Below are 23,963 nucleotides of genomic sequence, written 5' to 3'. Positions count from 1 at the left end.
GCTTCCCTAGAGCGCGCGCAGCCAGTCGCGGGTCGCTTCGACCGCCTGGGTGTGCCAGGCGCGGCGCGACAGGGTATGGTCGGCCTCGCGCAGGTCGCGCCGGGTGAAGCGCGTTCCAGCCAGCAGGCGCCGCCATGCGCCGGGCTCCCGGCCCAGGTCATCGAACTCGCGCGCAGTGAGATCGGCCCCGCTCAGCAGCAACAGGACCTGGCCCGGGAAGGCCTCAAGTGCACTGTACATCCGATCCGGCAGGCTGGCGCCGGCCGCGGCGTCGGTCGCAGGAGCCTGGCGGCGGGCCGTCGCAATGGTGCGCGCGAGCGCCCCAAGCGCACTGCGCCAGTCGAAGCGGCCGCCGGCGATCTTGCGCCAGAGCGCCGGATCGAACAGGCGTGCCCGGTAGTAGTGCCGCGCCAGCGCCTGGGCCGCGCCCTGTTCGGTGCGTACCCAGGGGTTGAGCAAGGCCAGGCCGGCCACGCGGGAGTCGCGCGGCGCGTACAACGCGGCCGCGGTGGCGCCGTCGCACAAGCCCCACAGCACCACACGCTCCAAGCCCGGCACTTCCAGGAAGAAGCGGTCGATGGTCGCGCCCAGGTCGTCTTCGAGATGCTCGAAGCCGGGCGCCTCGCCTTCGCTGTCGCCCATTCCGCGCTGGTCGAAGCGTAGCACCGGGATCCCGGTCGCGGCCAGGTCGCGCGCCAGTAGCGCGAACTGGCGGTGGCTGCCGGCGCGGTATTGCGCGCCGCCCACGACGATCACCACGCCGACCGGGCCTGGCGCTGGCGGCAGGCTCAGGATGCCGTACAGCGCGGCCTTGCCGCAGCCATAGCGCAGCGCGCGTTCATGCATGCTGGCATCCCTCGAAAGCGTCGAGGCTGGCCTGCAGCAGGGCCGGCGCCCGAGTCAGCTCGGGCGTGGACCAGAACGGCGGACCGACCACCAGTTGCTGGATCACAGTGGTCCCGGCGTCGCGCCACTGCTGGGCGACGCGCACCGCCGCCGGCGACAGGGTGCGTCCTTCCTGGGCCGCCAGCTCAAGCCAGTGCACCGGACAAGGCGGCGCCAGCGCCGTCGCCTGGGCCGCATCCATGCCACTGGCGAGGTCCCGGGTCAGGCCATAGCCGGCCACTTCGAGCGTCTCGCCTGACTGCAGGCGTGCGCGCAGCGCCCGGACGTCGTCGCGCGCGCCGCCCTGCAGCATGTCAGCCGCCAGGCGCAGGCGCAGGAACTGATTCAGGTGGGCGGCGCCATCGGGCACCGGCTGCCACAGTAGCAGGCGCGCCGGCGGCGGGCCGGTGCGGCGCGCGGCGTCCAGTGCCAGCAAGCCTCCCAGCCGCAATCCCCACAGGCCAGCGCCAACCCCGGCATGCGCTTCCAGCCACGCGCGGCCGGCCGCGATATCGCGCAGCCAGCCGTCCCAGCTGGCGTCGACGAAGTCTCCGCCGCTGTCGCCGCAGCCATGCAGGTCGAGCGCCAGGACCGCGATGCCGGCCGCGGCGAAGGCGCGCGCCTGCATCGCCGCCATCTGGCGCGACCGGTTCATTTCCTCGGCCAGCGGATGGATGTAAACCAGGCTGGCGCGACAGGGAGCGGCCGCGGCGTGGTACAGGCAAAAGCGGGGGCCGTCTGCAGTCTCGAGAAAGAAGGGTTCGGCGTGCCCGGATCCAACAGGCGACATGCTATGCAGTGCGCGCGGCCACGAAATCGGCCAGGCTGCCGACCGTGGCGAAGGTGCTGGCGCTCAGGTCGTCGTCGTCGATTGCGAAGCCGAAATGTTCTTCGAGCGCGGCCACCAGCGTCACCACCGCCATCGAATCGAATTCGGGCAGGTTGCCCAGCAGGGGCGTGTCGGCGTCGAGCCCGGCGCCGCGCGGCCCTAGCCCGAGCACGTCGGTAAGGATGTTCTTGACTTGTTCCAGGTGGGTCATGATATGGATTCTTCGGTTGGGGCGCGGGCGCTTCCCTTGCGGCGTGCATCGAGCAGGGCATGCAGCCGGCGCAGGACGGGCCAGCGATAATAATTAACATGGTACATAGTGCGTACCTCATCCGTCCAGCGCGTGTGCCAGTCCATCACGCGGCCGTAGAATTCCAGCCGCTCGAAACGGCCGCCATCGAACAGTGCGCGCATGGCTTCCTCGCGCATCAGGAGGGCCGGCGACAGGCCGGTCGGCGCATCCTCGTCGTAGGCGGTCTTGAGCACGACGATGCTGGCGGCGTCTTCCACGCACAGGTCCATCGCCACCAGCCGCTCGCCGACATGATAGCGGTAGACGCTGGCGGCGTCGCGCGCAGCCATGGCTTCCAGCATGTGGCGGTAGAAGGCGCCCTGGGCATCGTCCGCGCGCACCGCGCTGCCGGCGCCGGCCTTCCAGCCGCTGCCTTCGAGCCGGCTGTAGTCGGCTACCGCCTGCGCCATCGCGCAGGGCGCGCGCACGATCTCGAGCCGGGTGGCGATGCCCTCGCGCTCGAGACGGCGGCGCTGCTTCTTGAGGTTGGCGCGAAGATTCTTTCCGCGCGCCTCCCAGTAGCGCTCGAAACCACCGGCGAGGGTGATGCGCGCAGTGCGGATGTAGTCGAGGGTGCGCAGGCGCGGCCCCGGCGCCGGACGCGCCATGAGCATGGGATCCATCTGGGTGAGCGCGCATACCAGGGGCAGGCCGGGCAGGGCCGCGACCAGGCCGTGCACCAGCCGCCCGGTGTCGATGCCGGGCAACTGCAGCCAGAGGCCCAGCGGCGCCTGGGCCGGCTGGAAGGTTTGCCAGCTGCCGCGCCGGGTCGGTCGCAGGACCGCCATCGCGATTGTCCGGTCCGCATCACGGCATTCCAGCAACAGCTCGTCGCCGCGCGCGAATGCCGCCAACAGCGGTTCGACGAAGGAGGGCGCCAGCAGGCAGGAGGCGCCGGCCGCGGCGTGCAGCGCGGCCCAGGCGGGCATGCCGTCGGCGCTCGCCGGCACTGGACCGGCCGTCCACTTCATGCGCGCACCGCCCGGCGCACGGCATCGACCAGCCAGCGCAATTCGTCCTCGCGCAACTCCTGGTGACAGGGCAGGCCGAGTACATGGCGCGCTAGGCGAGCGGCATTGGCGCAGGTGGAAGGACCGACGCCGCTCGCCAGCGGATGGCCGAAGCGGGTCAGTGGAACCCCCTCCCGCGCCAGGCGTTGCGCCAGGGCGTCCGGGTCGTTGGCCAGCAGCGGGAACAGCCAGGGGCAAGTGGACTGCGGCAATTCGCGGTGGAGCGGGCGCACCCCCGGCAGGCCTGCGATGGCGTCCTGCAGCCGCAGGTAGTGCGCGCGCCGGCGCTGCGCGATGCGCGTCGGCGACGACCAGCGCAGGATGGCGCGCGAGGTCAGCGACGCGCGCTTGTCGGTCCAGCGCGGATCGAGATCGAGGCTGCTGTCGGAGGAGCCGGGCGCCAGCCGGGGCGTGGCCGGACGCCGGCGCTTGAGCGAGTTCCATAGCCCTTCCTTGGCGCGCAGCGGCAGCCACAGCGCGGCGCGCAGGGCGCCCAGGCGGCCGTAGCCGAAACCGCGTTCCAGCGTATTGAGCGCGGCCTTCATCTCGAACGCTGCCCCGGCCGAATACAGTGCGACGCCGTCCAGCGAATGGCGCGCCGAGACCAGGGCGCCGCCTTCGTAGACCGGTAGGAATTTCATGGTGCTGGCCGCGGCGTAGTCGCCCCAGGCGCCCAGCGGGCGGCCGTCATGCTCGCCAATGAGGGCGTGGGCGCAGTCCTCCAGCAAGGCGAGCCCGTGGGCATCGCACAGGGCGCGCAGGGCGGCCAGAGGCTGGGCGAAGCCAAAGAAGTGGGTCGCCATCACCGCCCTGGTGCGCGGTCCGATACGGGCCGCCAGGTCGGCCAGGTCGGCCTGGGCATCCGGCGCCACCCGATAGAACACCGGCAGCGCTCCCCTCCACAGCACCGGCGGCACCATCGAGCCGCTGTGATACGCAGGCAGCAGCACTTCGTCGCCGGGCCCGACGCCAATTTCACGCAGCGCCAGCGCCAGCGCCACCCGGCCGCTGGTAACGAGACGCACCTCTCCGGCATCGAGCACGGTGGCCGCGCGCGGGCCGGCGCCGCGGCGCAGGGAGTCCAGCGACAGGACGGGCGCCAGGGGAATCACGGGCCGGGGAAGATGCGTGTTGGCAAGCATGGCTTAGTATAATGCCAAGCCGCGCCAAGCGTGGGGACGTGTGCGGTGCGGTAGCGAAATGGTAAGATGACAGGTTGCGGCGGTTCACCGCTTTTCCATTCCAACCCCGTTCGCCATGGCCGACCTGATCCACGATTTCATCTTCGACTCCGCCCGTCGTACTCCTGCCGCAGAAGCGCTGGTCGATGGCGCGCGGCGTCTCGACTATGCGGGCCTGGCCGATGCCGTCACCCACGCCGCCGGCGCCCTGATCGACGCCGGTCTCGCGCGTGGCGAGCGGGTCGCCGTCTACCTCGACAAGCGGGTCGAGAATGTAGCGGCGATGTTCGGCGCCGCGCTGGCGGGAGCGGTGTTCGTGCCGCTCAATCCCCAGCTCAAGCCGTCCCAGGTCGCGCACATCCTGGCCGATTGCGAGGTCCGCTGCCTGGTCACGTCTCCCGAGCGCCTGGCCCAATTGGCGGATGCGCTTGACGGCTGCCCCGCCCTGGCGACCGTGCTGGCGACCGGCGCCGCGCCGCAGGCCGGATTCGCGGACCAGCGCATTCGCGCCTGGGATGCGTCCCAGCGCCGTCCGGCGCCGGCCGAACTGGCGGCGCGGCGCGCGATCGACGCCGACATGGCGGCCATCCTGTATACCTCGGGCAGCACCGGCATGCCCAAGGGCGTGGTGCTGTCGCACCGCAACCTGGTGGCCGGCGCCGCCAGCGTGGCGTCCTATCTCGCCCTGGCGCCGGGCGACCGGGTGCTGGCGGTGCTTCCACTGAGCTTCGACTATGGCCTCAGCCAGCTCACCTGCGCGTTCCTGGCTGGCGCGACCGCGGTCCTGATGAATTATCTGTTCCCCAGGGACATCGTGGACATGGTGGCGCGCGAGCGCATCACCGGACTCGCGGCGGTCCCGCCGTTGTGGCTGCAATTGATGGGACTGGACTGGCCACGCGATTGCACGCTGCGTTACCTGACCAATTCTGGCGGCGCCTTGCCACGCGCGGCCGTCCAGGCGCTGAGACAGGCGCTGCCGCAAGCCGAGCTGTTCCTGATGTACGGCCTGACCGAAGCCTTCCGTTCGACCTACCTGCCGCCGGCCGAACTGGACCGGCGTCCGGATTCGATCGGACGGGCGATCCCGAATGCCGAAGTAGTGGTGGTGCGGCCCGACGGCACGCCTTGCGCGCCGGACGAGCCGGGAGAACTGGTGCATCGCGGCGCGCTGGTGGCGCAGGGTTACTGGAACGACCCGGACAAGACCGCCCAGCGCTTCCGTCGGGCCCCTGGCCGGAATCCGGGCCTGCCGCTGGCCGAGATGGCGGTCTGGTCGGGCGATACGGTACGCATGGACCACGAGGGCTACCTGTATTTCATCGGGCGCGATGACGACATGATCAAGGTCTCGGGCTACCGCGTCAGTCCCACCGAGGTCGAGGAGGCCGCCTACGCCAGTGGCCTGGTGGCCGAAGCGGTCGCCTTCGGCGTGCCGCATCCGGCGCTGGGCCAGGCCGTGGTGTTGCTGGCGCTGCCGCACGATCCCGGGCTGGAAGGGGCCGCGCTGCTGGCCCATTGCCGGCGCAGCCTGCCTGCCTGGATGGTGCCGGCCCACCTGGCTTTGGCCGGACAGGCTTTCCCGCGCAACCCGAACGGCAAACTCGACCGCAAGCAGTTGCGCCAACCCTACCTGAACCTGTTTGGGAGCATTGCATGAGCAGCATCCGGCCCGTCCACGCCCCGCAATCCCTGTTCGCCGTCGCTGACGGCTGCCTGCAGGTCAATGGCATTCCCCTGCCACGCCTGGCGCAGCGGGTGGGCGCCACGCCATTCTATGCCTACGACCGCAACCTGCTGACGACGCGCGTGGCCGAAGTACGGCGCCACCTGCCGCCGGCGGTGGCCCTGCACTATTCGATGAAGGCCAATCCGATGCCGGCTGTGGTGCAGCACATGGCGGCGCTGGTGGACGGCATCGACGTCGCGTCGGCCGGCGAGATGAAGGTTGCGCTCGATACCGGCCTGGATCCGGCGCGCATCAGCTTCGCCGGTCCCGGCAAGCGCGACGCCGAACTGGCGCAGGCGCTGGCCGCCGGCGTGTGCGTGCACGTGGAATCGGAGCGCGAACTGCATGTGCTGGCGCGCCTCGGCGCCGAGCTGGGAATCGCGCCGCGGCTGGTCTTGCGCATCAATCCCGAATTCGAGCTGAAGGGTTCCGGCATGCGCATGGGTGGGGGCGCCAAGCAGTTCGGCATCGACGCCGAGGATGCGCCACGGGTGCTGACGCTTGCCGCCAGCCTCGGCCTGGACGTGCTGGGCTTTCACATCTTCGGCGGCTCGCAGAGCCTGAAGGCGGACGCCATCGTGCAGGCCCAGGCCCAGACGCTGGAACTGGCCGTGCGGCTGGCCGCGGCCAGCCCGGCGCCGGTGCGCATCCTGAACATCGGCGGCGGTTTCGGCATCCCGTATTTTCCCGGCGAGCAGCCGCTCGACCTGGCGCCGATCGGGGCCGCCCTCGATGCTGCGTTACCGGCGCTGGCTGCGGCGTTGCCCCAGGCGCGCCTGTCGGTCGAACTGGGCCGCTACCTGGTCGGCGAAGCCGGGATCTACGTCGCACGCGTCATCGACCGCAAGGTGTCGCGCGGCCAGGTCTTCCTGGTGACCGACGGTGGCCTGCACCACCACCTGGCCGCTTCCGGCAACTTCGGGCAAGTGATCCGCAAGAATTATCCGGTCGCGATCGGCAATCGCATGGACCAGCCGGCAGGCGCCGAGGTGTCGGTGGTCGGTCCCCTCTGCACGCCGCTCGACCTGCTGGCCGAGCGCATGGCCTTGCCGGACGCCGCACCGGGCGACCTGGTGGTCGTGTTCCAGTCCGGCGCCTACGGCCGCTCGGCCAGCCCGGAAGGTTTCCTCAGCCACCCGCAGGCAGCCGAGGTGCTGGTCTAGTGTCCTGAATTGAAGATTCGTTGAATAAATGCGGCGAGAATCGCCCCGATACTGCGTCGCAAATGCGCGCAAGGCCCCGGCCTTGCTGTGCTTTGCTCCTTGTCTCGGGCCGATTTCGCCACATTTACTATTCAACGAACTTCCAATTCAGGACACTAGCGCCCTGGCGCGCTCAGGTTTTCGGCGTCGGACGACGCCGCAGGCCGCGCAGGCGCTGCATGACGCGCTCGAGCACGAACCATTCGGCGCTGCCGGCAGGCATGCCCGCCAGGCGCCAGGCCAGCAGGACCACCACGATATAGGTCACGGCGCCTGCCAGGCTGTCGAACAGCAGGCGCAACAACGGCGGATGCGCCAGCACCAGTGTGTCTGCCCAGTAGACCGCCGCATACATGACGATCACGCCCAACGCCGGCCGCCACAGCACGGCGAGCACCGTCCCGTAGCCGAAGCCGAGCAGGCGCCGCGTCACGGTCATGGTATAGGGCACGGTGACGGCATGGGCCACCAGGTAGGCGTAGCCGGCGCCGTTCACGCCGATGGTCGTCATGAACAGGTACAGGCCGGGCAGTAGTACGGCGACGAACAAGGCGGCTGCGGAAGTGGTCTTGCGCGGATGGCCCAGCGCCAGCCAGACGACGCCGTTATTGCCCTGGGTGGCCGCCAGCGCGCCGTGGATGGCGAGCAACTGGATCAAGGGAATCGCCGCGATCCATTTTTCTCCCAGCGCGGTTAGCACCAGGGGCGTCGCTACCGCGGCAATGCCGATACCGAGCGGCATCACGGTAAGCGCAATCAGGCCGGTCAGCTTGAGAAAGGCCTGGGCCACCTCCTCGATGCCTTTCATGCGCGAAAAGCCGGGAAACATCACCCGGTTGATCGGCGCCACCAGCTCGGTCGACGGCAGGATCGAGATCTCGTGCGACACGGTGTAGATGCCCAGTTGGGAGGCGCCGAACATGCGGCCGATGATGAAGTTGCAGCTGTTGCGCTGCAAGAAGAACAGCATGTTATTAATGAGCAGCCACTTTGAGAAGCCGAACAACTCACGCGCGGCCGCCAGCGACAGGCGCGGTCGGTAGCTGTTCATGGTATAGCTCATGATGACCGAGATCATCCGTCCAACGGTCATTCCGGCCAGAAGCGCCCAGTAGGAACGCAGGAGCCAGGCCCCGGTGACGGTCACGATGAAGGTCGCGATACGGCGGGCAAAGATGAACTTGAATTCCTTGTCGAAGGTCAGGTCCTTGCGGAACGCCACCACGCCGACGTTGGTAAAGGCGGTGACGAAATACGAGATCGACAGCACGTACATGACCGTGGTCAGGCGCGGTTCGCTGTAGAAACCCGCCGCCGGCTCCGCCAGTACGAGCAGCAGCAGTCCGCAGGTCAGGCCGAAGATCACGTTGAAGGTCCAGACCGTATCGTAGTGCTTGCGCTCGGCCTTGCGGTTCTGGATCAGCGCCATGTCGAAGCTGAATGCGCCGAGCAGGTCGAGGAAGCCGCCGATGGCGGTGGCCATGGCAACCAGGCCAAAGTCTCCAGGCACCAGCAGGCGTGCCAGGATCAGGGTGCTGATGATGCCGATGAAACGGTCGACCAGGCGGGCGCCGACCATCCAGAATATGCCCGCGCTGACGCGCTTGCCGATATTGTCCATGCTTGCAATCGTGGTGAGTGGTGATCAGGTGCTGGCCGGGGATGGCTTGCGCATCCAGGCTCCCACCAGCCTGCGCGAGTACAGCAGGTAGCGCCAGCCGCCGGGCAGGGCCAGGCTGGCGCGATGGTATTTCCAGGCCAGACGCAAGTCGCCCGCAGCACGGCTGTGTTCGCTGGCAGTGTGCAGGGCGCGCCCGAGCTTGACCCGCAGCGGCTGCACGGCATGCTCGGGCAGCGACAGGACCAGTACCCGCTGCAGGATGTCCAGCTCGCTACGCAGGTAGGCGCTGCTCTTCGACAGCGAGCGCGGGGTGTCGTGTACCCGGTAAGTAGGCAGGTCGAGGAAACGCATCGACAGCCGGGCGGTCAGGCGGAAAGCCAGGTAGGTCCATTCCATATATTGCGCCGGATCGGCAAAATAGGCCGGCCCGACGCTGGCGGAACGAAACAGGCCGGAACAGGAACCCATCCAGTTCTGGGTACACAGCGCCAGCAGCGGGTCGCGCCGGATTTCGGCAACGTTGCCGATGGTGAGGCTGTCCCCGTCCGGCCCGGCGCGATAGCCGTTGGTCACCACGAAATCGAGCGCGGGATCGTCCAGCATCGGTGCGACGCGGGCGGCCAGCGCTCCGGGCAGGTATTCGTCGTCGTCGTCCAGGAAGCCGAAATAGGGACTGTCGAGCAGCTCGCGGCCGGCCAGCTGCGCCAGCGGTGCGCTGCCTTCGCTGCGGTAGTGGACCGTGACGCCGGTCATGGTCCGGAGCGCGGCCAGGCAGTCGGCATCGTAGCGCTGGCCGTTGACGACCGCCAGTACGTCGGCATCGACGCCAGTCTGGGCCAGCACGCAGGCGATGGCGCGCCGGAGGGTTGTCCAGCGCTCGCGTTCACAGGTGGTCGGGATGACGATGGTAATGCGCGGCAGCGGGCTGCCGCCTGGTTCATGCAACATGGGGCTTGTCGAGTTTGTGCGGGGCCGGTTCGAGGATCTCGTCGAATACGGCGGCCAATTGGTGGGCGCGGTGTGCGCGCGATGAGCGCGCGATCAGTTCGGGCGTAGCGACGTGGGCTTCGCCCGAACGCACCGCGGCGAGGAAGCGCTCGAGCGCTCCGGCAATGTGCTCGGCGTCGCCGATCTCGGCCTGGTCCGTGAAGCCGGCAGCCGACAGCACGCGCGCGGTCTCGCCGTTACGGTCGACCAGTCCAAACAGCGGCTTGCGGGCACGAAAGTATTCATAGACCTTCGCCGGGAGCTGGGAATTGAAGGGCGTACCCTGGAATACCAACAGGCCGTCCGCGGCCAGCATTTCGCGCAGGGCGTCCTGATAGGGTACGGGCGGCAGGGCGCAGGCGATGTCGGCCACGCCGTAGCGCTCGATCAGTCCCGTCACCGCCTCGACATTGCCGGGTGCGCGCAGCACCACGCGCAGGCTGGCGCCGTCGATCGTTCCCGCGCGCTTGAGACGGGAAAGGGCGTCGAGGAAGGCCGACGGATCGCGTCCGGTGTCATACAGCACGCCGCTATGCAGCAAGGTCAGCGGCCCGCCTGGCGCGGCTGCGGACGGCGCGGCGTGCAGGCCGGCGCCGGCGAAGCTGTCCTCATCATAGCCATTTTCGATGACCACGAACTTGTCGGCAGGTTGTCCCGGAAAACGCGTGCGGTAGGACTGCAGGGCGCTCTCGGTAGTGAAGACCGCCTTGCTGCAGCGTTCGATGGTCTGGCGCTCGATCCAGGCGAACAGGGCGCGCGGCAGCCTGCCAACCGGGTAGGAGCTCTGCACCATCGGATCGCGGAAATCCGCTACCCATGGCAAGCCGGTCAGCCGTTTCAGGGTCAGGCCGATCAGGTGCGCGCTGGCGATCGGGAAAGTGGACCAGATCAGGCGCGGCTGCTGGCGGCGCACCAGGCGCAGCCCGGCCGGGACAGCGCCGAACCACCACGAGCTCCATCGGTCGGGCAAGGCCAGCAGGCTTGGATAGCGGCCGCGGAAGCCGAGATGCAGCTTGGCGTCGAGCGCGAACGGACGCTCGACCAGCAGGCGCTGCGGCACGCTGGCGAGCTGGGCCGGGTTCTGCCTGGCATAGGCGCGCGGATTGGCCGACATGACGATCGGCTCCCAGCCATGCGCGTCCAGGTTGCGGGAAAAGCTCAGGGTACGCTGGATGCCGCTGCTGCCTGCCTGTGGCGGGAAATGAAACGCGATAAGGAGTGCGCGCTTGTGCATGGAGTCTTCCTGGTGTGTGGTGACTGCGGGCGCCGCCCGTTCGCCCTGGGCGATCCAGCTCAGCAGGCGCAGGCCGAAGCCCAGTGGCGTGCGGTCCCAGGGCCGGCTGCGCGGCAGCTGGAAGCGGTCCTTGCCGCGAGTGACGGCGCCGATGGCGGTGGTGAAGGCGGCGGTGAAGCCGGCTTCGCGCACCATCTCGACATGGCGCGCATCGTAATCCTTGCCGACCTTTCCGTTGGGGTAGGCGAACAGTCGTACTTGTTTGCCGAGCATGGCTTCAAGCTGCTTCTTGCCCTCGGAAATCTCGAACCGCGCGGCCTGGTCGTCCAGGCTGGTCAGGATCGGATGCGAGACCGTGTGCGCGCCGATCTCGATGCCGCTGCGGTCGAGCTCGGCCAGCATCGCCGGCGTGAGCATCAGCGGATCCTGGTCCCGGCCGCACATGCGGTCGAGCCGTTCCACCAGCGCATGGCGCGCCTCGGGCGGCAGGTATTTGACGGTTTCGATGATCCTGGCCATCGTCTGCTGGCGTCCCTGCATCGAGGCCAGCGAATAGACGCCCAGGCCGAGGTCCTCGAGGTCGAGCGTGGCGTAAGGCATCGAGTGCAGCGCATGGATGATGCGGTCGTTCCACATATTCCTGACATCGGGACCGATGAAGCCGCTGGTGACGAACACGGTCGCGGGCAGGCCGAGTTCGCGCAGCACCGGCAGGGCCAGGTCATGCACCGAGCGGTAGCCGTCGTCGAAGGTGATGCACACCGCGCGCGGCGGCAGCGTTCCTTGGTCGAGCGCGCGCAGGGCGTCATGCAGCGGCAGCACGTTGAAGCAGCGCGCCAGCAAGGCCATTTGCCAGCGGAAGGCGACCACGTCGGGTTCCGATTCCAGCATCGGATCGGGCTTGGCCAGCACCCGGTGATAGTTCACCACGACCAGTCCGCGCTGGCGCTGCGTAGCGGCGATGAGGGCGCCGGTCCCGCGCAGCAGCGCCGCGCCGAGGTGGCTGCGGTAGACCGGGGCCGTCATCGGATCCTCCGGAACCGTATCCGGGCCGGGAACGAAGCGACTGGGCCGCGCGCCTTCGCTGGAGCGCGGCGGGATGGATATGAAAGGATCACTGACTGGTTCATCGATTCTGGGCCTGGCGCTCATGATAGCCGTTCTGGGTGACGCGACGGCGCGACGGCGGGCCGCGCTGGCGTGGGCGCGGGCGCGGGAGGCGCCGCATGCGCCGGTATCGCGGCGGCGGCGATGGCGGCCGGCAGGACTCGCTTCTCGAGCACGACCACCAGCCCGAATAGCGCGAAGATCAGGTCGAAGTAGGCCAGGCTGAGCGCCGCGCCGCCCACCGCGTAGGCGAAGATGCTCAGCTGGAGCATGGTGGCCACGTTGGCGATCCATGGTTCGGCGCCGATGCGCCGGGCGCGTACCGCGACCTGGCGCGCCTTGTAGAAGCTCAGGCCCAGGCAGCCCACGAACAGGGCCAGGCCGCCGAAGCCATGGTCGCTCAGCACCTGGAAATAGATGCTGTGGGCGGCGCGCGCGTAGTTCGCGTTCGGCAGGAGGTCGCCGGTATGGAACCAGGGATACGAGAAGAATTCGCGTGACATCTCCTGCCAGACCGGGAAATACTCGAGCGACTTGAAGCCGCCGCCGAAGAACGGATGGTTCATGGCCATGATGAAGCTGATCTTCCAGGCCACCACGCGGGTCATGAACGACTGGTCCTGGTCGGCTTCGCCGATCGTGTCGATGCGCGACGACCAGTCCGAGGACACCACGTAGGACATGCCGGCGACCAGCACCGCGATGAAGATCGACAGCAGGATCTTGCGGTCGCTCTTGAGATAGAGATAGGCGCCGAGGACGGTCAGCGCGACGAAGCCGCCGCGCGACTGGGTGCCGACCACCGCGATCACCACGAAGGCCATGGTGCACAGCAGGCCGAAGCGCAGTGCCTTGGACAGGCGGCCGTATTCCGCCAGCAGGTAATAGCAGAATGGTAGCGTCATGCAGAACGCCAGGGCCAGGTCGTTGCGGTCGCCCAGCACGTGCGTAGGCAGGCCCACGATCTTGTGGCCGCCGCCGCTGACCAGGTACTTGAGCGCTTCGAGGTTGGCATAGAAACCGATCGACAGGACCAGGCACCACAGCATGAAATCGATGTGCAGCTTGTCCCTGATCGTGAGCACCACGAACAGGAACAGCATGATCACCTTGAAGAACCGGTTCCAGTACTCCCAGGTGACGTCCGGATTGCCGATCGTGGTCACCGAGCTGAGGGTGGTCCAGGCAAAGAACAGGAGGATCAGGGCTCCCACGCCGCCCAGTTCGACCTTTGGCTTGTGCTTGTAGGCCAGGTAGCTGAGAAACCCGACAAAGGTGAACAGCAGGTTGTAGCGGATCGATCCGGCGATGCCGTAGACCCAGCCATTGGGAAAGAACATCGCGGTCCAGAGCCACATGCCGGCCGCGATGAATGGCCGCTGGGCCATGGCATACAGCATGACCGGCAATAGGCACAACAGCAAAAGGTCACGCATCGCGGCGCCCCTTGGCGGCATCCTGCCGCTCTTTTTCCTTGCGCTTTTCAGTCTTCAGCGCCCAAAGGCATAGCCCGGTCACCGCAATGAGGTCAAGCGCCCACAAGATCGATTCCATCGTCGTTCATCCATTCTCGTGTGGTTGGCTCAGGATCGTCCCGGGAGATCGGCCCCGTTCTTGCGCAGGAAAGCTTCGAACATCAGTACCGCCCACAGTGCGGTACTGTGGTCCTTGGCGCCGGCCACGTGTTCGTCGATCATCAGCCTGAGATAGTCCGGATTGAAGATGCCGGTGTCGAGCAGCAGCGGGTTGAGCACGGCGCGCCGCATCGATTCGCGCAGGGGGCCTCTGAGCCAGCGCGCCAGCGGTATCGAAAAGCCCATCTTCTTGCGGTACAGGATGTCGTCCGACAGATAGGGTTGCAGGGCCTTCTTGAACACATGCTTGCCTTCGCCGTTGCGCAGCTTGGACGAGGATGGCAGGCCGGACACCCATTCGACGAACTGGTGGTCCAGCAGCGGTACGCGCACCTCGAGCGCATGCGCCATGCTGGCGCGGTCGACCTTGGTCAGGATGTCGCCCGGCAGGTAGGTTTTCATGTCGATGTACTGCAGCACCGACAGCGGATCGTCGGTAGGCGCGTTGGCAGCGTGGCCGCGCATCACTTCGGCCGCGCGGTAGCCTTGCAGCTGGCCGCGGAAGCCGCTCGAGAACAGCTGGTCGCGCACGCGGTCGACCAGGATCGAGACACCGTGGAAGTAACCGTCGACCAGGTCGCGCGCCAGCGCCTCGAAGGTGGTCTTGGCGCGGAACATGCGCGGCGCCCAGTCGGCCTTCGGGTAGGCGGAACCGAGGAAGCCGAATACCGGCTTGCGCAACGCCAGCGGCAACATCGAGCGCACCTGCTGCTCGCCCATCGCCATCCGGTAGCGCCGGTAGCCGGCGAAGTTCTCGTCGCCGCCGTCTCCCGACAGCGCCACCGTGACGCGTTTCCTGGCCAGTTCGCAGACCCGGTAGGTCGGGATCGCCGAGCTGTCAGCATAGGGCTCGTCGTACAGGCCGGCCAGCAGGTCGACCAGGCCGTAGTCATCCTGGTCCACGGTCTCGCACTGGTGGCGGGTCTTGTATTGCTCGGCGACCTGGCGCGCATAGTGCGATTCGTCAAAGGCGCTATCGGTGAAGGCGATCGAGCAGGTATTGACCGGCTCTCTGGTCAAGCCGGCCATCATCGCCACGATGGCGCTCGAATCGACGCCGCCCGACAGGAAGGCGCCGAGCGGCACCTCGGCTTCGAGCTGGCTTTCGACCGCCTCGCGCAGGCGCGCCACCAGCTCTTCTTCCATCGCCTGCTGCGACATCGGCGCATGCGGCGTGAACGGCACGTCCCACCAGCGGTGGGGGACTGCGGTGGCAGGATCGCCGCCGGCGCGCAGGGTCAGCGCATGGCCGGGCGCCAGCTTGAACGCATGCTGGAAGATGGTGCGCGGCTCCGGCACGTAGCCGTAGGCGAAGTATTCCTCCACCGCGCGTGGCTCGACCGCGCGTGGCAGCTCGGGGAACGAGAGCAGCGACTTGAGTTCCGAGCCGAACACGAAGCGGCCGTCGGGCAGGGTTGCGTAATGCAGGGGCTTGATGCCGAGGTGGTCGCGGGCCAGGAAGAACGTTCCTTGCCTGCGATCCCAGATGGCGAAGGCAAACATGCCGCGCAGGTGCTTGACGCAGTCTTCGCCCCATTGTTCCCACGCATGCACGATGGTCTCGGTGTCGGAGCGGGTGCGAAATACATGGCCCAGTGCCGTGAGTTCGGCCATCAGCGCCCGGAAATTATAGATCTCGCCGTTGAATACGGTAACCACGCTGTGGTCTTCGTTGAACAGCGGTTGCTGGCCGGCAGCGAGGTCGATGATCGACAGCCGGCGGTGGCCCAGGCCCACGCCCGGCTCGAGGTACACATCGCCTTCCACTGGGCCGCGGTGGAACTGGGTCTGGTTCATCCGCTCCAGGGCCGCGCGATCGATATCGCGCATGCCCCGCGGGTCAAATATGCCAACTATTCCGCACATGTTCGGTTCATTTCTTCAGGATTGATGGTGACGGCGCGAAGCCGGTCGTAGAGCCCAAGATAGGCGCCGACCATGGCCGTGACGCTGTAATGCTGTTCGATGCGCAGGCGGCCAGCCATTCCGTGGGCGCGCGCCAGCGCTGGATCGGCGACATAGGCCGCCAGCGCGTCGGCCAGCGCCGCCGGATCTGCGGGCGGCACCAGCCGCCCATGGACGCCGTCCTGGACCACGTCGGGAATGCCGCCCACGCCGCTGGCCACCACCGGCAGCGCGCAGGCCATTGCTTCCAGCACGGTCACCGGCGTGCCTTCGGCGAGCGAGGACAGCGCGAACAGCGAGAAGTCGCGCATCAGCTCGGGAATGTCGTGGCGCGCGCCGGCCATCCAGACCAGGTCCTCGATGCCGGCCGCGCGCACGCGTTGCGCGAGCTGCTCGCGCAGCGGACCGTCGCCGACGACCACCAGCCGCAACGCGCCGGCATGCGCCGGCATGCGCCGGCACAGCAGGGCGAACGCGTCGACCAGCGTGGCCTGGTCCTTGACCTCTTGCAACCGGCCGACGGTGCCGATCACGAACGGACGGACATCGTCCGGGGCCGCCCCCCTGGCTGCGGGCGCGAATCGGCCGGTGTCGACGCCGTTCATGATCAGCTCGGTCTTGCGGGCCGGAATCCCGACCACGCCGGTCAGCCAGCGCGCCAGGTCGTGCGATACCGGCACGAAGCGGTCGATCCACGGCGCCAGCGCGCGCCGCAGCAGGTTGTGCTTGCGGTTCAGGCCCTGTGGATCGCGAGCGTCGCGCCCGTGCTCGGCGTGGATGCGTACCGGCACGCCGGCGGCCCAGGCCGTGAATGCGTATTCGGCGCAGGCGAAGTTATAGGTGTGCAGGATGGCCGGACGCAGCCTGCGCAGCAGGCGAAACAGGTCAAGGTGGATGCCGGGCGCGAGGCCGGGTGGCTTGTCGAGCGCGAATAGTTCGACGTCGCTGCGCCGGATCTTGCGCGCGAACTCGGTATAGCCGGTCAGGCATACCACCGCATGCCGATAGCGCTCTGCCGGCATGTGGTTGATGCACTCCACCAACAGGGTTTCCAGGCCGCCGAAGTCGAGCCGATAGATCACATGAACCACCAGCGCAGGTGCGCCCGGGGCCGTGCAGGCTGCCGTCATGTCAGCGCTCCCGGGCGGCGTCGAGTGTGGCTTCCAACGGCGTCATGTTGGCGTCCAGGAAGGCACGCATCGCCGCGCGCGCGCTTTCGCGATCGTCGGTGAAAGGCGCCGCGAGCAGCACCGCCGCGCCGTCGTCGCCCTGCATCAGCAGCTTCGACTTGGCCTGCAACAGCTTGCCGGCGTAGTCGTTGGCAGTATAGCGGCCATCGATCCACAGCCAGTGCCAGACCAGGAATTGCTGGCCTGCCGGACCCTTCAGCCGCCCTTCGCGCAGCGCCAGCGTGCGTCCGCCGATGGTTTCCGAGCGCGCGGCGGAGCCAACCTGCAGGTATTCGTCGCCACGCTGCTCGAGGCGGTTGGTCGAGCTGATCAAGACCTTGCCGCGCTCCTGGTTGCGGTAGTACAGCAGGTGCAGGGTCACCGCCTGGCCGGCGTTGCCGGCATAGCCGCCGCCGAGCCGGGCATCGGGCGCAGCGTAGCCCGGGACCCAGTTCGCCAGCAGCGCGGGCTGCGGCGCCTTGCGCCAGGCCAGGCGGCTGTCGTCGAGGACGACCGGCGCCGGATTGTGGTTGGCGCGGTCGGCCACGGCCGCCAGCACCGGCCACAGCGCGGATACCGCGATCGCGGCAAGGGCCGCACCGGCCAGGGGACGCGCGACCAGCAGGCCCGACGGCGCACCGGCGCCGGCGGCTTCGGCCGCCGGCGGGTCCTGGCGCCAGAAACTGCCGATCCAGAACATGACGAACATCACCAGGCCGAAGAACAGCCACCCATAGATCAAGTGGTCGACGCCGGTGGCCAGTTGCATGCTGCTGTGATGGCCGATCATGACGATCATGTAGGCGCGCAAGCCATTGGCGACGATCGGCACCAGCACCGATAGCGCGACGAAGATGGCGCGCCGCTTGAGCGACGTGAAGCTCAGGTAGGAGTACAGGCAGCCGAGCGTGATCGAGGCAATCAGGTAGCGCACGCCGCTGCAGGCCTCGACCACCGACCAGTTGCCGGTTGGCAGTTCGAAATAGGTGCCGTTGCGCAGCACCGGAATGCCGCTGGCGCGTACCGCGGCAACCGTGAAGTCAGCGGTGAAATTGATCAGGTGCGGCACGAATGCTTCCCCGAAAGGCACCGCGAACAGCAGGAAACCGAGCGGGAACGCGAACTTGCGTGCCAGGCGCCAGCCCAGCACGGTCAGCGCGGCCAGCGGAATCATGGCCACGAAGGCATACTGCATCACCACCTGCACCTCGCCCATGCGCGCCAGCAGCCAGCCGAAGCCGCACAGCGCAAGCAGGCCCAGCGCCGGCCAGCAGGGCTGGGCCGGGATGCTGGCGAACACTTCACGCCGGCGCCAGATCAGATACACGCTGATGGGCAGGATGATGTAGCCATGGGCAAAGGTTTCAGAGCTGTTCCAGATCGCGACCATCGAGGCCGCCGTGCCCGCGTAGATCAGGAACGGCGCCAGCACGGCGGCGAGGATCGCCAGTGTGGCCGGCAGCGGGAAGCGGGATGGGGCGGCGCCGGCGAGCGCGGTGGATTCGTTCATGTGCATTCGAGCCTCGCTTCGATGCGTGAGAGATGGGCGGGCCAACTGTAGTTGCGCACTACGCAGGCGCGCGCGGCGCGGCCGATGCCGGCATCGGGGGCCTGCAGCGCGCGCGCCACCGCGGCCGCATAGTCGGAGGCCGCATCGGCCACCAGCAGGTCGGCGCCGGGACTGGCGTCGATGCCTTCGAAGGCCTGGGGCGAGGCGATCACCGTGCGCGCCATGGCCATTGCTTCAAGCACCTTGTTTTGAATACCCCGCGCGATGCGCAGCGGTGCGACCGCCAGCGCGGCATGCGCCAGGTAGGGGCGGACGTCGGGTACGGTACCGGTGACGACGATGCCGGGCCGTTGCGCCAGCGCCTGTACCGCCGGAGCGGGACGCGCGCCGACGATGTAGAAACGGGCCTCGGGCAGTTGCGCCAGCACTAGCGGCAGCACATGGTCGGCGAACCACTCGACGGCATCGATATTGGGCCAGTAATCCATGGCGCCGGTAAACACCAGCGGCAGTTCGCCCGGGCCGAACGGAGAGGCATGGCTGGCGTCGGGACTGAAGTAATCGGTGTCGACGCCGTTGTTGAAGAAGCCGATGCGGGCGGCGCTCTCGGGCGCCAGCTGACGGAACAGCTCGGCCTCGGGGGCGGACACGAACAGCGAGGCGTCGAACTCGGCCGCGATCGCACGTTCATAGGCCAGCAGCTTGCGGGCTTCGTGGCGATAGAGCCAGTTCAGCGGGAAGGATTTCTTGTCGGCGTACTGGCGCCACTTGTCCGAGTCGACGTCGCAGAAATCGATCACGCGGCGCGCCTGCGCATGCCGTTCAGCATACTGCGCCATTACCGATGAAAACATCATGATGCGTGAGATGTCGTGCGCGGCGATGGTGCGGTCGACCCAGGCGCGCATGCCTGCATCCTTGTAGAAGCCGCGCGACAGCGAAGCGCCGCTGGCCAGGGCGGCAAGGCTGCGCAGTCGCCCCTGCAGCGGGCCGAGGCGCGCGAAATGGCTGCTGGCGCACAGCGCTTCCATGGCCGGCACGTGCTTCCAGTCGTCCGGATCGTCGACGAAGCTGCCGAGGTGCACGCGGTAGCGCTGCGCCAGGTGCTTGAGCAGGTGGTAGGAGCGGATCTTGTCGCCCTTGTTGGGCGGGAAAGGTATGCGATGCACCAGCAGCAGCAGGTCTGGTCGCGGCGCCGCCGCGGCTGCCCGGCGTGGGTCCAGCGCGGCTTCGATGATCGACATCAGCGCTGTTCCAGGAAGATCGCGTCCATGCGGTCCCACGCGAAGTCGCGCGCCAGGGCTTCCAGGCGGCGCTCCATGCGGTCGATGTTCACGTAATGCCGGAAGCGCGCCTTGGCGCCCAGTCCTTCCGGACGCGGCTGACCTGGGTCGACTTCCCACGGATGGAAATAGAACAGGGCGGGCTCGCCATCCTCGCGATTGACCTTTTCCATCATCCAGCGCGACAGCGCATACGGCAGTAGCCGGAAATAGCCGCCGCCGCCAGCGGGAAAATTGCGTCCGGCGAGCTTGAGCGTGGTGATCGGCACTTCCAGCAGGCCGTCCGGGCCATTTGGATAGAAGGCGAAGCGCGGCGCATCGGGCATGCCGTAGTGGTCATGGGCGATCGGATAGATGCTCGAGCTGTACCGGTAGCCCGCCTCGTGCAGCGCGTCCAGCGCCCACAGGTTGCCGTGGCCGATCGAGAAGCTCGGTGCGCGGTAGCCGACCACCGCCTGGCCGCCGATATCTTCCAGCAGCGCCTTGCTGGAGCGGATGTCGTTGTCGAACTCGGTGCGGCTCTGGTCCGAGGCGCGCAGGTGGCCGTAGCCATGGCTGGCAAGCTCGTGGCCGGCGTCGACGATGCGGCGCACCATGGCGGGATAGCGTTCCGCGATCCAGCCCAGGGTGAAGAAGGTCGCACGCACGCCATGGCGCGCGTACAGCGCCAGGATGCGCTCCATATTGGCTTCGACCCGGCACTCGCGGCTCGGCCAGCTGGCGCGGTCGATGTAGGGGGCAAAGGCCGATACCTGGAAGTAGTCCTCGACGTCGCAGGTCATGGCGTTGCGAATGCGCTCGCCCGGGGCGGGACGCGGCCGGGCTGGGGGAGCGGTCATCTTCATTTCCGGCTCACTCCTGGTTATCGATGTGGTGAGAAGCCGCGCCGGGCGGCGTGGCGGCGATTTTCTTCAGGATCGACAGCACTGAGACAATCGATTTTTCAAGACGCATCATGCGCTCGTCGAGCTGCTCGACACTGGCGCCGCGGCGCTCGGCCGAGCCGTGCGCACGCTCGCTGGCGCCATTGGGATGCGCGGCGGCGAGATCGGGCAAGCCCGCATCGTCCGGCGCCAGGAATTCTTCCGAGATGTCGCGCACCACCTCGTTGATGTGCGCCTCGCCGAAGGCCTGCAGCTCTTCCAGGTAACCCATCAGGAGCACGCGGTCCATCAGCGTATTGGTCTTGCGCGGGATGCCGCCGCTGTAGGCATAGATCGCGGCTTGGGCGCCGTCGTCGAAGGATGGCGCACCCTTCCATCCAACCGTGGCCAGGCGATGCTCGATATAGGCGCGCGTTTCTTGCGCATCCATCGGTCCCAGGTGGTAGCTGGCGATCACCCGCTGGCGCAGCTGCTGCATGGTCGGGCTGTGCAGGGTGGCGCGAAATTCCGGCTGGCCCAGCAGGAAAGTCTGGAGCAGGGATCGGTCGTCGGTCTGGAAATTTGACAGCATGCGCAATTCCTCGACGGTGCGCGCATTGAGGTTCTGGGCTTCGTCGATCACGAGCAGGGCGCGCTTGCCCTGGCGGTCGACACTGCGCAGGAATTGCTCCAGGCGGTTCAGCAGCTCCGCCTTGCTGGCGCCCTCGTAGGGCAGGCCGAAGGCCGAGACGACCATGCGCAGCGTGTCTTCCGGGTCGAGGCTGGTGTTGACGATGTGCGCCGCCACGATCTGGTCCAGCGGAATGCGGTTGAGCAGGTTGCGTACCAGCGTGGTCTTGCCGGCGCCGACTTCGCCGGTGATGACGATAAAGCCCTCACCCTGCGACAGCCCGTACTCGAGATAGGCCATGGCGCGCTTGTGGCCCTTGGAGCCGAAGAAGAAGTGCGGGTCCGGGCGGAGCTGGAAGGGCTTGGCCGACAGGCCGTAGTAGGTTTCGTACATCTTGCGCGTTCCATTAAAACTTCATGTTCACGGATGCCACGAGCGCGTGCTCGGTGTAGTCGGTGCGGCCGATGATATCGCCGCCGCCGCTGCGCCGCCGCAGTTCGAGTTCACCCTGCAGGCTGCGGCCGAAACGGCGGTTGACGCCTGCCGACAGCAGCCGCTGGCGATCCTCGAAGCCGGTCGTCAGCGACTCGCGGTAGCGATAGTCGGCCTTGGCGAAGGCATTCGAGCGCCCGTTCAGGCGGTAGGTATAGAGCAAGTTCGCGCCGCTCATGCGCACGTTGTCGTTCAGCGTTCCGAGCTGGGTGCCCAGCAGCGGGCTGTCGCTGCGCTGGTCTGACAGGGCGATGCTCTCACCGCGGTACAGACTGGCCACGCCGGTGCTGCGCGCGCGGTTGAATGCGAGCGATGCGCTCAACACCTTTTGGCGGGCATAGCGGTTGCTCAAGAAATTGATGTTGTCGACCAAGCTGGTCGGCAAACCATTGTCCAGCATATACGCCTGGATCACGCGCTGGCGCACGACCGGATCGGGAATATTGGCGCTGAACAGGCGGTCGAGCATCGATGCGGTGTCGACCGTGGCTGGCAGCAGGAATTGCGACCGGCGCGAGGTGATCGTGTCCGCGTAGCGGATTTCCCATACCGAGCCGCGGCTGCGGTGCAGCGCTGCCAGCGAACCGGTATTGCCGTACAGGTGGCGGCCAAACGAGGCCTGCACGCTGCTGCGCAGTGTCGGCGCCCAGACCGCGCCAAGGCTCCAGTTATGGCCCTTCTCGTCCGGGCCAGGGCCTTCGAAGTCGTAGCGGTCGTAGCCGGCGCTGGCGGTGCCCGCCAGCGTGCGTGTGAACTGGTAGCGCATCGTGGCGTTGAAGAGCTTGCTTGACGACTCGCCGACCAGCTCGTTGTTGAGCTGCTGGTCGACGTAATTGAGCCCCCAGCTGAATGCCTGTCCGGGCACGCCGTGCGCCAGGTTGAACAGGACCGTGCTGCCCATGCTGCTGCCGAACGCGCTATTGCCGCTGGATTCCACTGAGTCGCGGCTCAGGCGCAGCAGCGCCGTCGTGCCGGCGCCGAAACGGCGCACCAGGTAGGGGCTGACGCCCCACGAGCGGACATCGGTCTGGTTGGCGCGCGAGAACCTGTTCTCGGCGCCCGGGCCGAAAGGCAGGATGGCCTGGCGACGCGACCCTGCCGTGAAGTCGATGTACAAAAGATCTTGTGCAATCGTGTTCTTCATCATGGCCGAATAGCGGCGTACGCTGTCCGTCAGGTTGAGTCGGTCGTCCTTGTTGGAGTAAAGGAACTTGCTGAATTCGGCCGTGGCATAGGCTTCGGTGCGCCGGGTCTTGCCGGATACCGTGAAGCCCGGACGCAACTCCGTCACCCATTGGTTGCTCGCGAGATCGTCTTCACGTAGGGAAACGTTGTCGGTATAGGTCTCGCTCAGGTCGACCATCGGCGTAAACGTCCACTGGGCCTGGCTGGCAGGTGCAACAGCGAGCAGCGCCGCCGCCAGCGGCAGCAGGCGCGGCAGCGACCCGAGCGCAGTGCGCATGCGGCGCTGCTTAGCCATAGTGATAATCATACGTCTCTTCAATGCCCGGGATGTCCCTGGTCTTGTTGTAGATGAGATTGATGTTGTCGAAGCCTTCGAGGCGGTGCAGCGCGTCCTTCACCGCCTGCTGGGTCGTCGTCTGTGCTTCCACGACGACCACGATCTGTCCCATATGGCTGGCCAGTTCGCGCGATTCGCTGGTCAGCAGCAGCGGCGGGGAATCGAAGATGATCACGCGATCGGGATAGCGGTTTGCCAGCTCGTGCAGCATCGACGTCATCGTCGAGCTGGCAAGCAGTTCGGTCGCATGCGGCGAAGCGGTGCCGGCTGGAAGGATTGCCAGTGTGTCAATATTGGTGCGGAGGAGTACATCGCCCAGGTCCAGCTTGTCATCGAGCAGGATATCCATCAGGCCGCGCTGTTGGGGCAAGCCCAGCGTGCGCAGGACCGAAGGCCGGGCGACGTCGGCATCGACCAGCAACACCGTATGATCGAGTTCCATGGCGATGCTCATGGCCAGGTTGATCGAGCAATAGGTCTTGCCTTCGCCTGGCAGCGCACTGGTCATCATGATCAGGTTGGCCGGATTCCCTTTGGGGCTGGGAGGGCCGAAGGCGCGCTTGAGCAGCGGGCGCTTGATGATGCGGAATTCTTCCAGCAGGTTGGTGCGGCCGCCGGCGGCCGTCACCATGCCCTGCTCGCGCAGGCGGTCAAGGTCCAGCTCGATCCTGCGCGTGCTGCGCCGCTCGTCGCCTGCGGCAGGCAGTTGCGACGCAGCCGGCGCTGCCGACAGTGCGGCCGCTGCCGCATCGGCGTGCACATTGATGTCGGGGTGTTCCACCGCTGTCGGCTGGAGGCGAGCTTCGCCGGCTGGTTGGGCAGCATGGCGCTGCTGGTCGATGCGGCTGGCCGCTTTTTCGATAATGCTCACATTCGC

At 67.4% G+C, this 23,963-nt stretch carries 20 protein-coding genes; 2 read left to right on the top strand and 18 right to left on the bottom strand.

Features of this window, described 5'->3' with window-relative positions:
• Window positions 1–6: 6 nt before the first annotated feature.
• From E8M83_RS06615 to E8M83_RS06595, 5 genes are read right to left on the bottom strand one after another with little or no spacing between them, the layout of a single operon-like run.
• On the bottom strand, window positions 7–846 hold the full coding sequence (locus E8M83_RS06615) for a hydrolase 1, exosortase A system-associated (RefSeq protein ID WP_137172567.1): 840 nt from the start codon (window positions 844–846) through the stop codon (window positions 7–9).
• Complete coding sequence (locus E8M83_RS06610; protein ID WP_137172566.1) at window positions 839–1,675, bottom strand: hydrolase 2, exosortase A system-associated; 837 nt, start codon at window positions 1,673–1,675, stop codon at window positions 839–841. The genes E8M83_RS06615 and E8M83_RS06610 overlap by 8 nt, the downstream gene beginning before the upstream one ends.
• 1 nt (window position 1,676) lies before the next feature.
• Window positions 1,677–1,925 (bottom strand): acyl carrier protein, encoded by a 249-nt coding sequence (locus E8M83_RS06605; protein WP_137172565.1) that lies wholly within the window; start codon window positions 1,923–1,925, stop codon window positions 1,677–1,679.
• Entirely contained in the window at window positions 1,922–2,977 is a 1,056-nt protein-coding gene (locus E8M83_RS06600) for a GNAT family N-acetyltransferase (protein ID WP_137172564.1), read from the bottom strand. The genes E8M83_RS06605 and E8M83_RS06600 overlap by 4 nt, the downstream gene beginning before the upstream one ends.
• Complete coding sequence (locus E8M83_RS06595; RefSeq protein ID WP_137172563.1) at window positions 2,974–4,158, bottom strand: DegT/DnrJ/EryC1/StrS family aminotransferase; 1,185 nt, start codon at window positions 4,156–4,158, stop codon at window positions 2,974–2,976. The genes E8M83_RS06600 and E8M83_RS06595 overlap by 4 nt, the downstream gene beginning before the upstream one ends.
• Window positions 4,159–4,273: 115 nt before the next feature.
• Between E8M83_RS06595 and E8M83_RS06590 the strand changes: the two genes are divergently transcribed.
• A complete protein-coding gene (locus tag E8M83_RS06590) occupies window positions 4,274–5,857 on the top strand; it encodes an acyl-CoA ligase (AMP-forming), exosortase A system-associated (protein WP_137172562.1) in 1,584 nt (527 codons plus the stop codon).
• Window positions 5,854–7,089 (top strand): pyridoxal-dependent decarboxylase, exosortase A system-associated, encoded by a 1,236-nt coding sequence (locus tag E8M83_RS06585; protein WP_137172561.1) that lies wholly within the window; start codon window positions 5,854–5,856, stop codon window positions 7,087–7,089. The genes E8M83_RS06590 and E8M83_RS06585 overlap by 4 nt, the downstream gene beginning before the upstream one ends.
• Before the next feature lie 172 nt (window positions 7,090–7,261).
• Here the strand turns inward: E8M83_RS06585 and E8M83_RS06580 are convergent, their stop codons facing one another.
• From E8M83_RS06580 to E8M83_RS06520, 13 genes are all read right to left on the bottom strand, one after another.
• Complete coding sequence (locus E8M83_RS06580) at window positions 7,262–8,749, bottom strand: lipopolysaccharide biosynthesis protein (protein WP_137172560.1); 1,488 nt, start codon at window positions 8,747–8,749, stop codon at window positions 7,262–7,264.
• A 24-nt stretch (window positions 8,750–8,773) separates the two neighbouring features.
• Window positions 8,774–9,697 (bottom strand): glycosyltransferase family 2 protein, encoded by a 924-nt coding sequence (locus E8M83_RS06575; RefSeq protein WP_137172559.1) that lies wholly within the window; start codon window positions 9,695–9,697, stop codon window positions 8,774–8,776.
• Complete coding sequence (locus tag E8M83_RS26225) at window positions 9,687–11,996, bottom strand: polysaccharide deacetylase family protein (protein ID WP_229491437.1); 2,310 nt, start codon at window positions 11,994–11,996, stop codon at window positions 9,687–9,689. Before E8M83_RS26225 ends, E8M83_RS06575 begins: the two co-directional genes overlap by 11 nt.
• Before the next feature lie 122 nt (window positions 11,997–12,118).
• Window positions 12,119–13,513, bottom strand: coding sequence for a putative O-glycosylation ligase, exosortase A system-associated (locus tag E8M83_RS06560; protein ID WP_137172558.1), 1,395 nt, complete (start codon window positions 13,511–13,513; stop codon window positions 12,119–12,121).
• Entirely contained in the window at window positions 13,506–13,631 is a 126-nt protein-coding gene (locus E8M83_RS26445) for a hypothetical protein (protein ID WP_267874187.1), read from the bottom strand. Before E8M83_RS26445 ends, E8M83_RS06560 begins: the two co-directional genes overlap by 8 nt.
• 29 nt (window positions 13,632–13,660) lie before the next feature.
• Window positions 13,661–15,577, bottom strand: coding sequence for an XrtA/PEP-CTERM system amidotransferase (locus E8M83_RS06555; RefSeq protein ID WP_137172557.1), 1,917 nt, complete (start codon window positions 15,575–15,577; stop codon window positions 13,661–13,663).
• Entirely contained in the window at window positions 15,565–16,746 is a 1,182-nt protein-coding gene (locus E8M83_RS06550; RefSeq protein WP_137172556.1) for a TIGR03088 family PEP-CTERM/XrtA system glycosyltransferase, read from the bottom strand. The genes E8M83_RS06555 and E8M83_RS06550 overlap by 13 nt, the downstream gene beginning before the upstream one ends.
• Before the next feature lies 1 nt (window position 16,747).
• Window positions 16,748–18,295 (bottom strand): exosortase A, encoded by a 1,548-nt coding sequence (xrtA, locus tag E8M83_RS06545; protein ID WP_229491436.1) that lies wholly within the window; start codon window positions 18,293–18,295, stop codon window positions 16,748–16,750.
• On the bottom strand, window positions 18,292–19,539 hold the full coding sequence (locus tag E8M83_RS06540; RefSeq protein WP_137172554.1) for a TIGR03087 family PEP-CTERM/XrtA system glycosyltransferase: 1,248 nt from the start codon (window positions 19,537–19,539) through the stop codon (window positions 18,292–18,294). Before E8M83_RS06540 ends, xrtA begins: the two co-directional genes overlap by 4 nt.
• Entirely contained in the window at window positions 19,539–20,423 is an 885-nt protein-coding gene (locus E8M83_RS06535; RefSeq protein ID WP_137172553.1) for an XrtA system polysaccharide deacetylase, read from the bottom strand. Before E8M83_RS06535 ends, E8M83_RS06540 begins: the two co-directional genes overlap by 1 nt.
• 7 nt (window positions 20,424–20,430) lie before the next feature.
• Window positions 20,431–21,465 carry an XrtA/PEP-CTERM system-associated ATPase gene (locus tag E8M83_RS06530; RefSeq protein WP_137172552.1) on the bottom strand — a complete coding sequence of 345 codons (1,035 nt, stop codon included), beginning with the start codon at window positions 21,463–21,465 and terminating at the stop codon, window positions 20,431–20,433.
• Window positions 21,466–21,478: 13 nt separating this feature from the next.
• The gene (locus E8M83_RS06525; RefSeq protein WP_170976713.1) at window positions 21,479–23,026 is read right to left on the bottom strand and encodes a TIGR03016 family PEP-CTERM system-associated outer membrane protein; all 1,548 of its coding nucleotides are present in this window, start codon (window positions 23,024–23,026) and stop codon (window positions 21,479–21,481) included.
• 10 nt (window positions 23,027–23,036) lie between these two features.
• The gene (locus E8M83_RS06520; protein WP_137172550.1) at window positions 23,037–23,957 is read right to left on the bottom strand and encodes an XrtA-associated tyrosine autokinase; all 921 of its coding nucleotides are present in this window, start codon (window positions 23,955–23,957) and stop codon (window positions 23,037–23,039) included.
• Window positions 23,958–23,963: the final 6 nt, after the last annotated feature.

It is taken from the genome of Massilia sp. HP4 (assembly GCF_005222695.1).
GTDB lineage: Bacteria > Pseudomonadota > Gammaproteobacteria > Burkholderiales > Burkholderiaceae_D > Telluria.
This window is presented reverse-complemented; position numbering and strand designations above follow the sequence as displayed.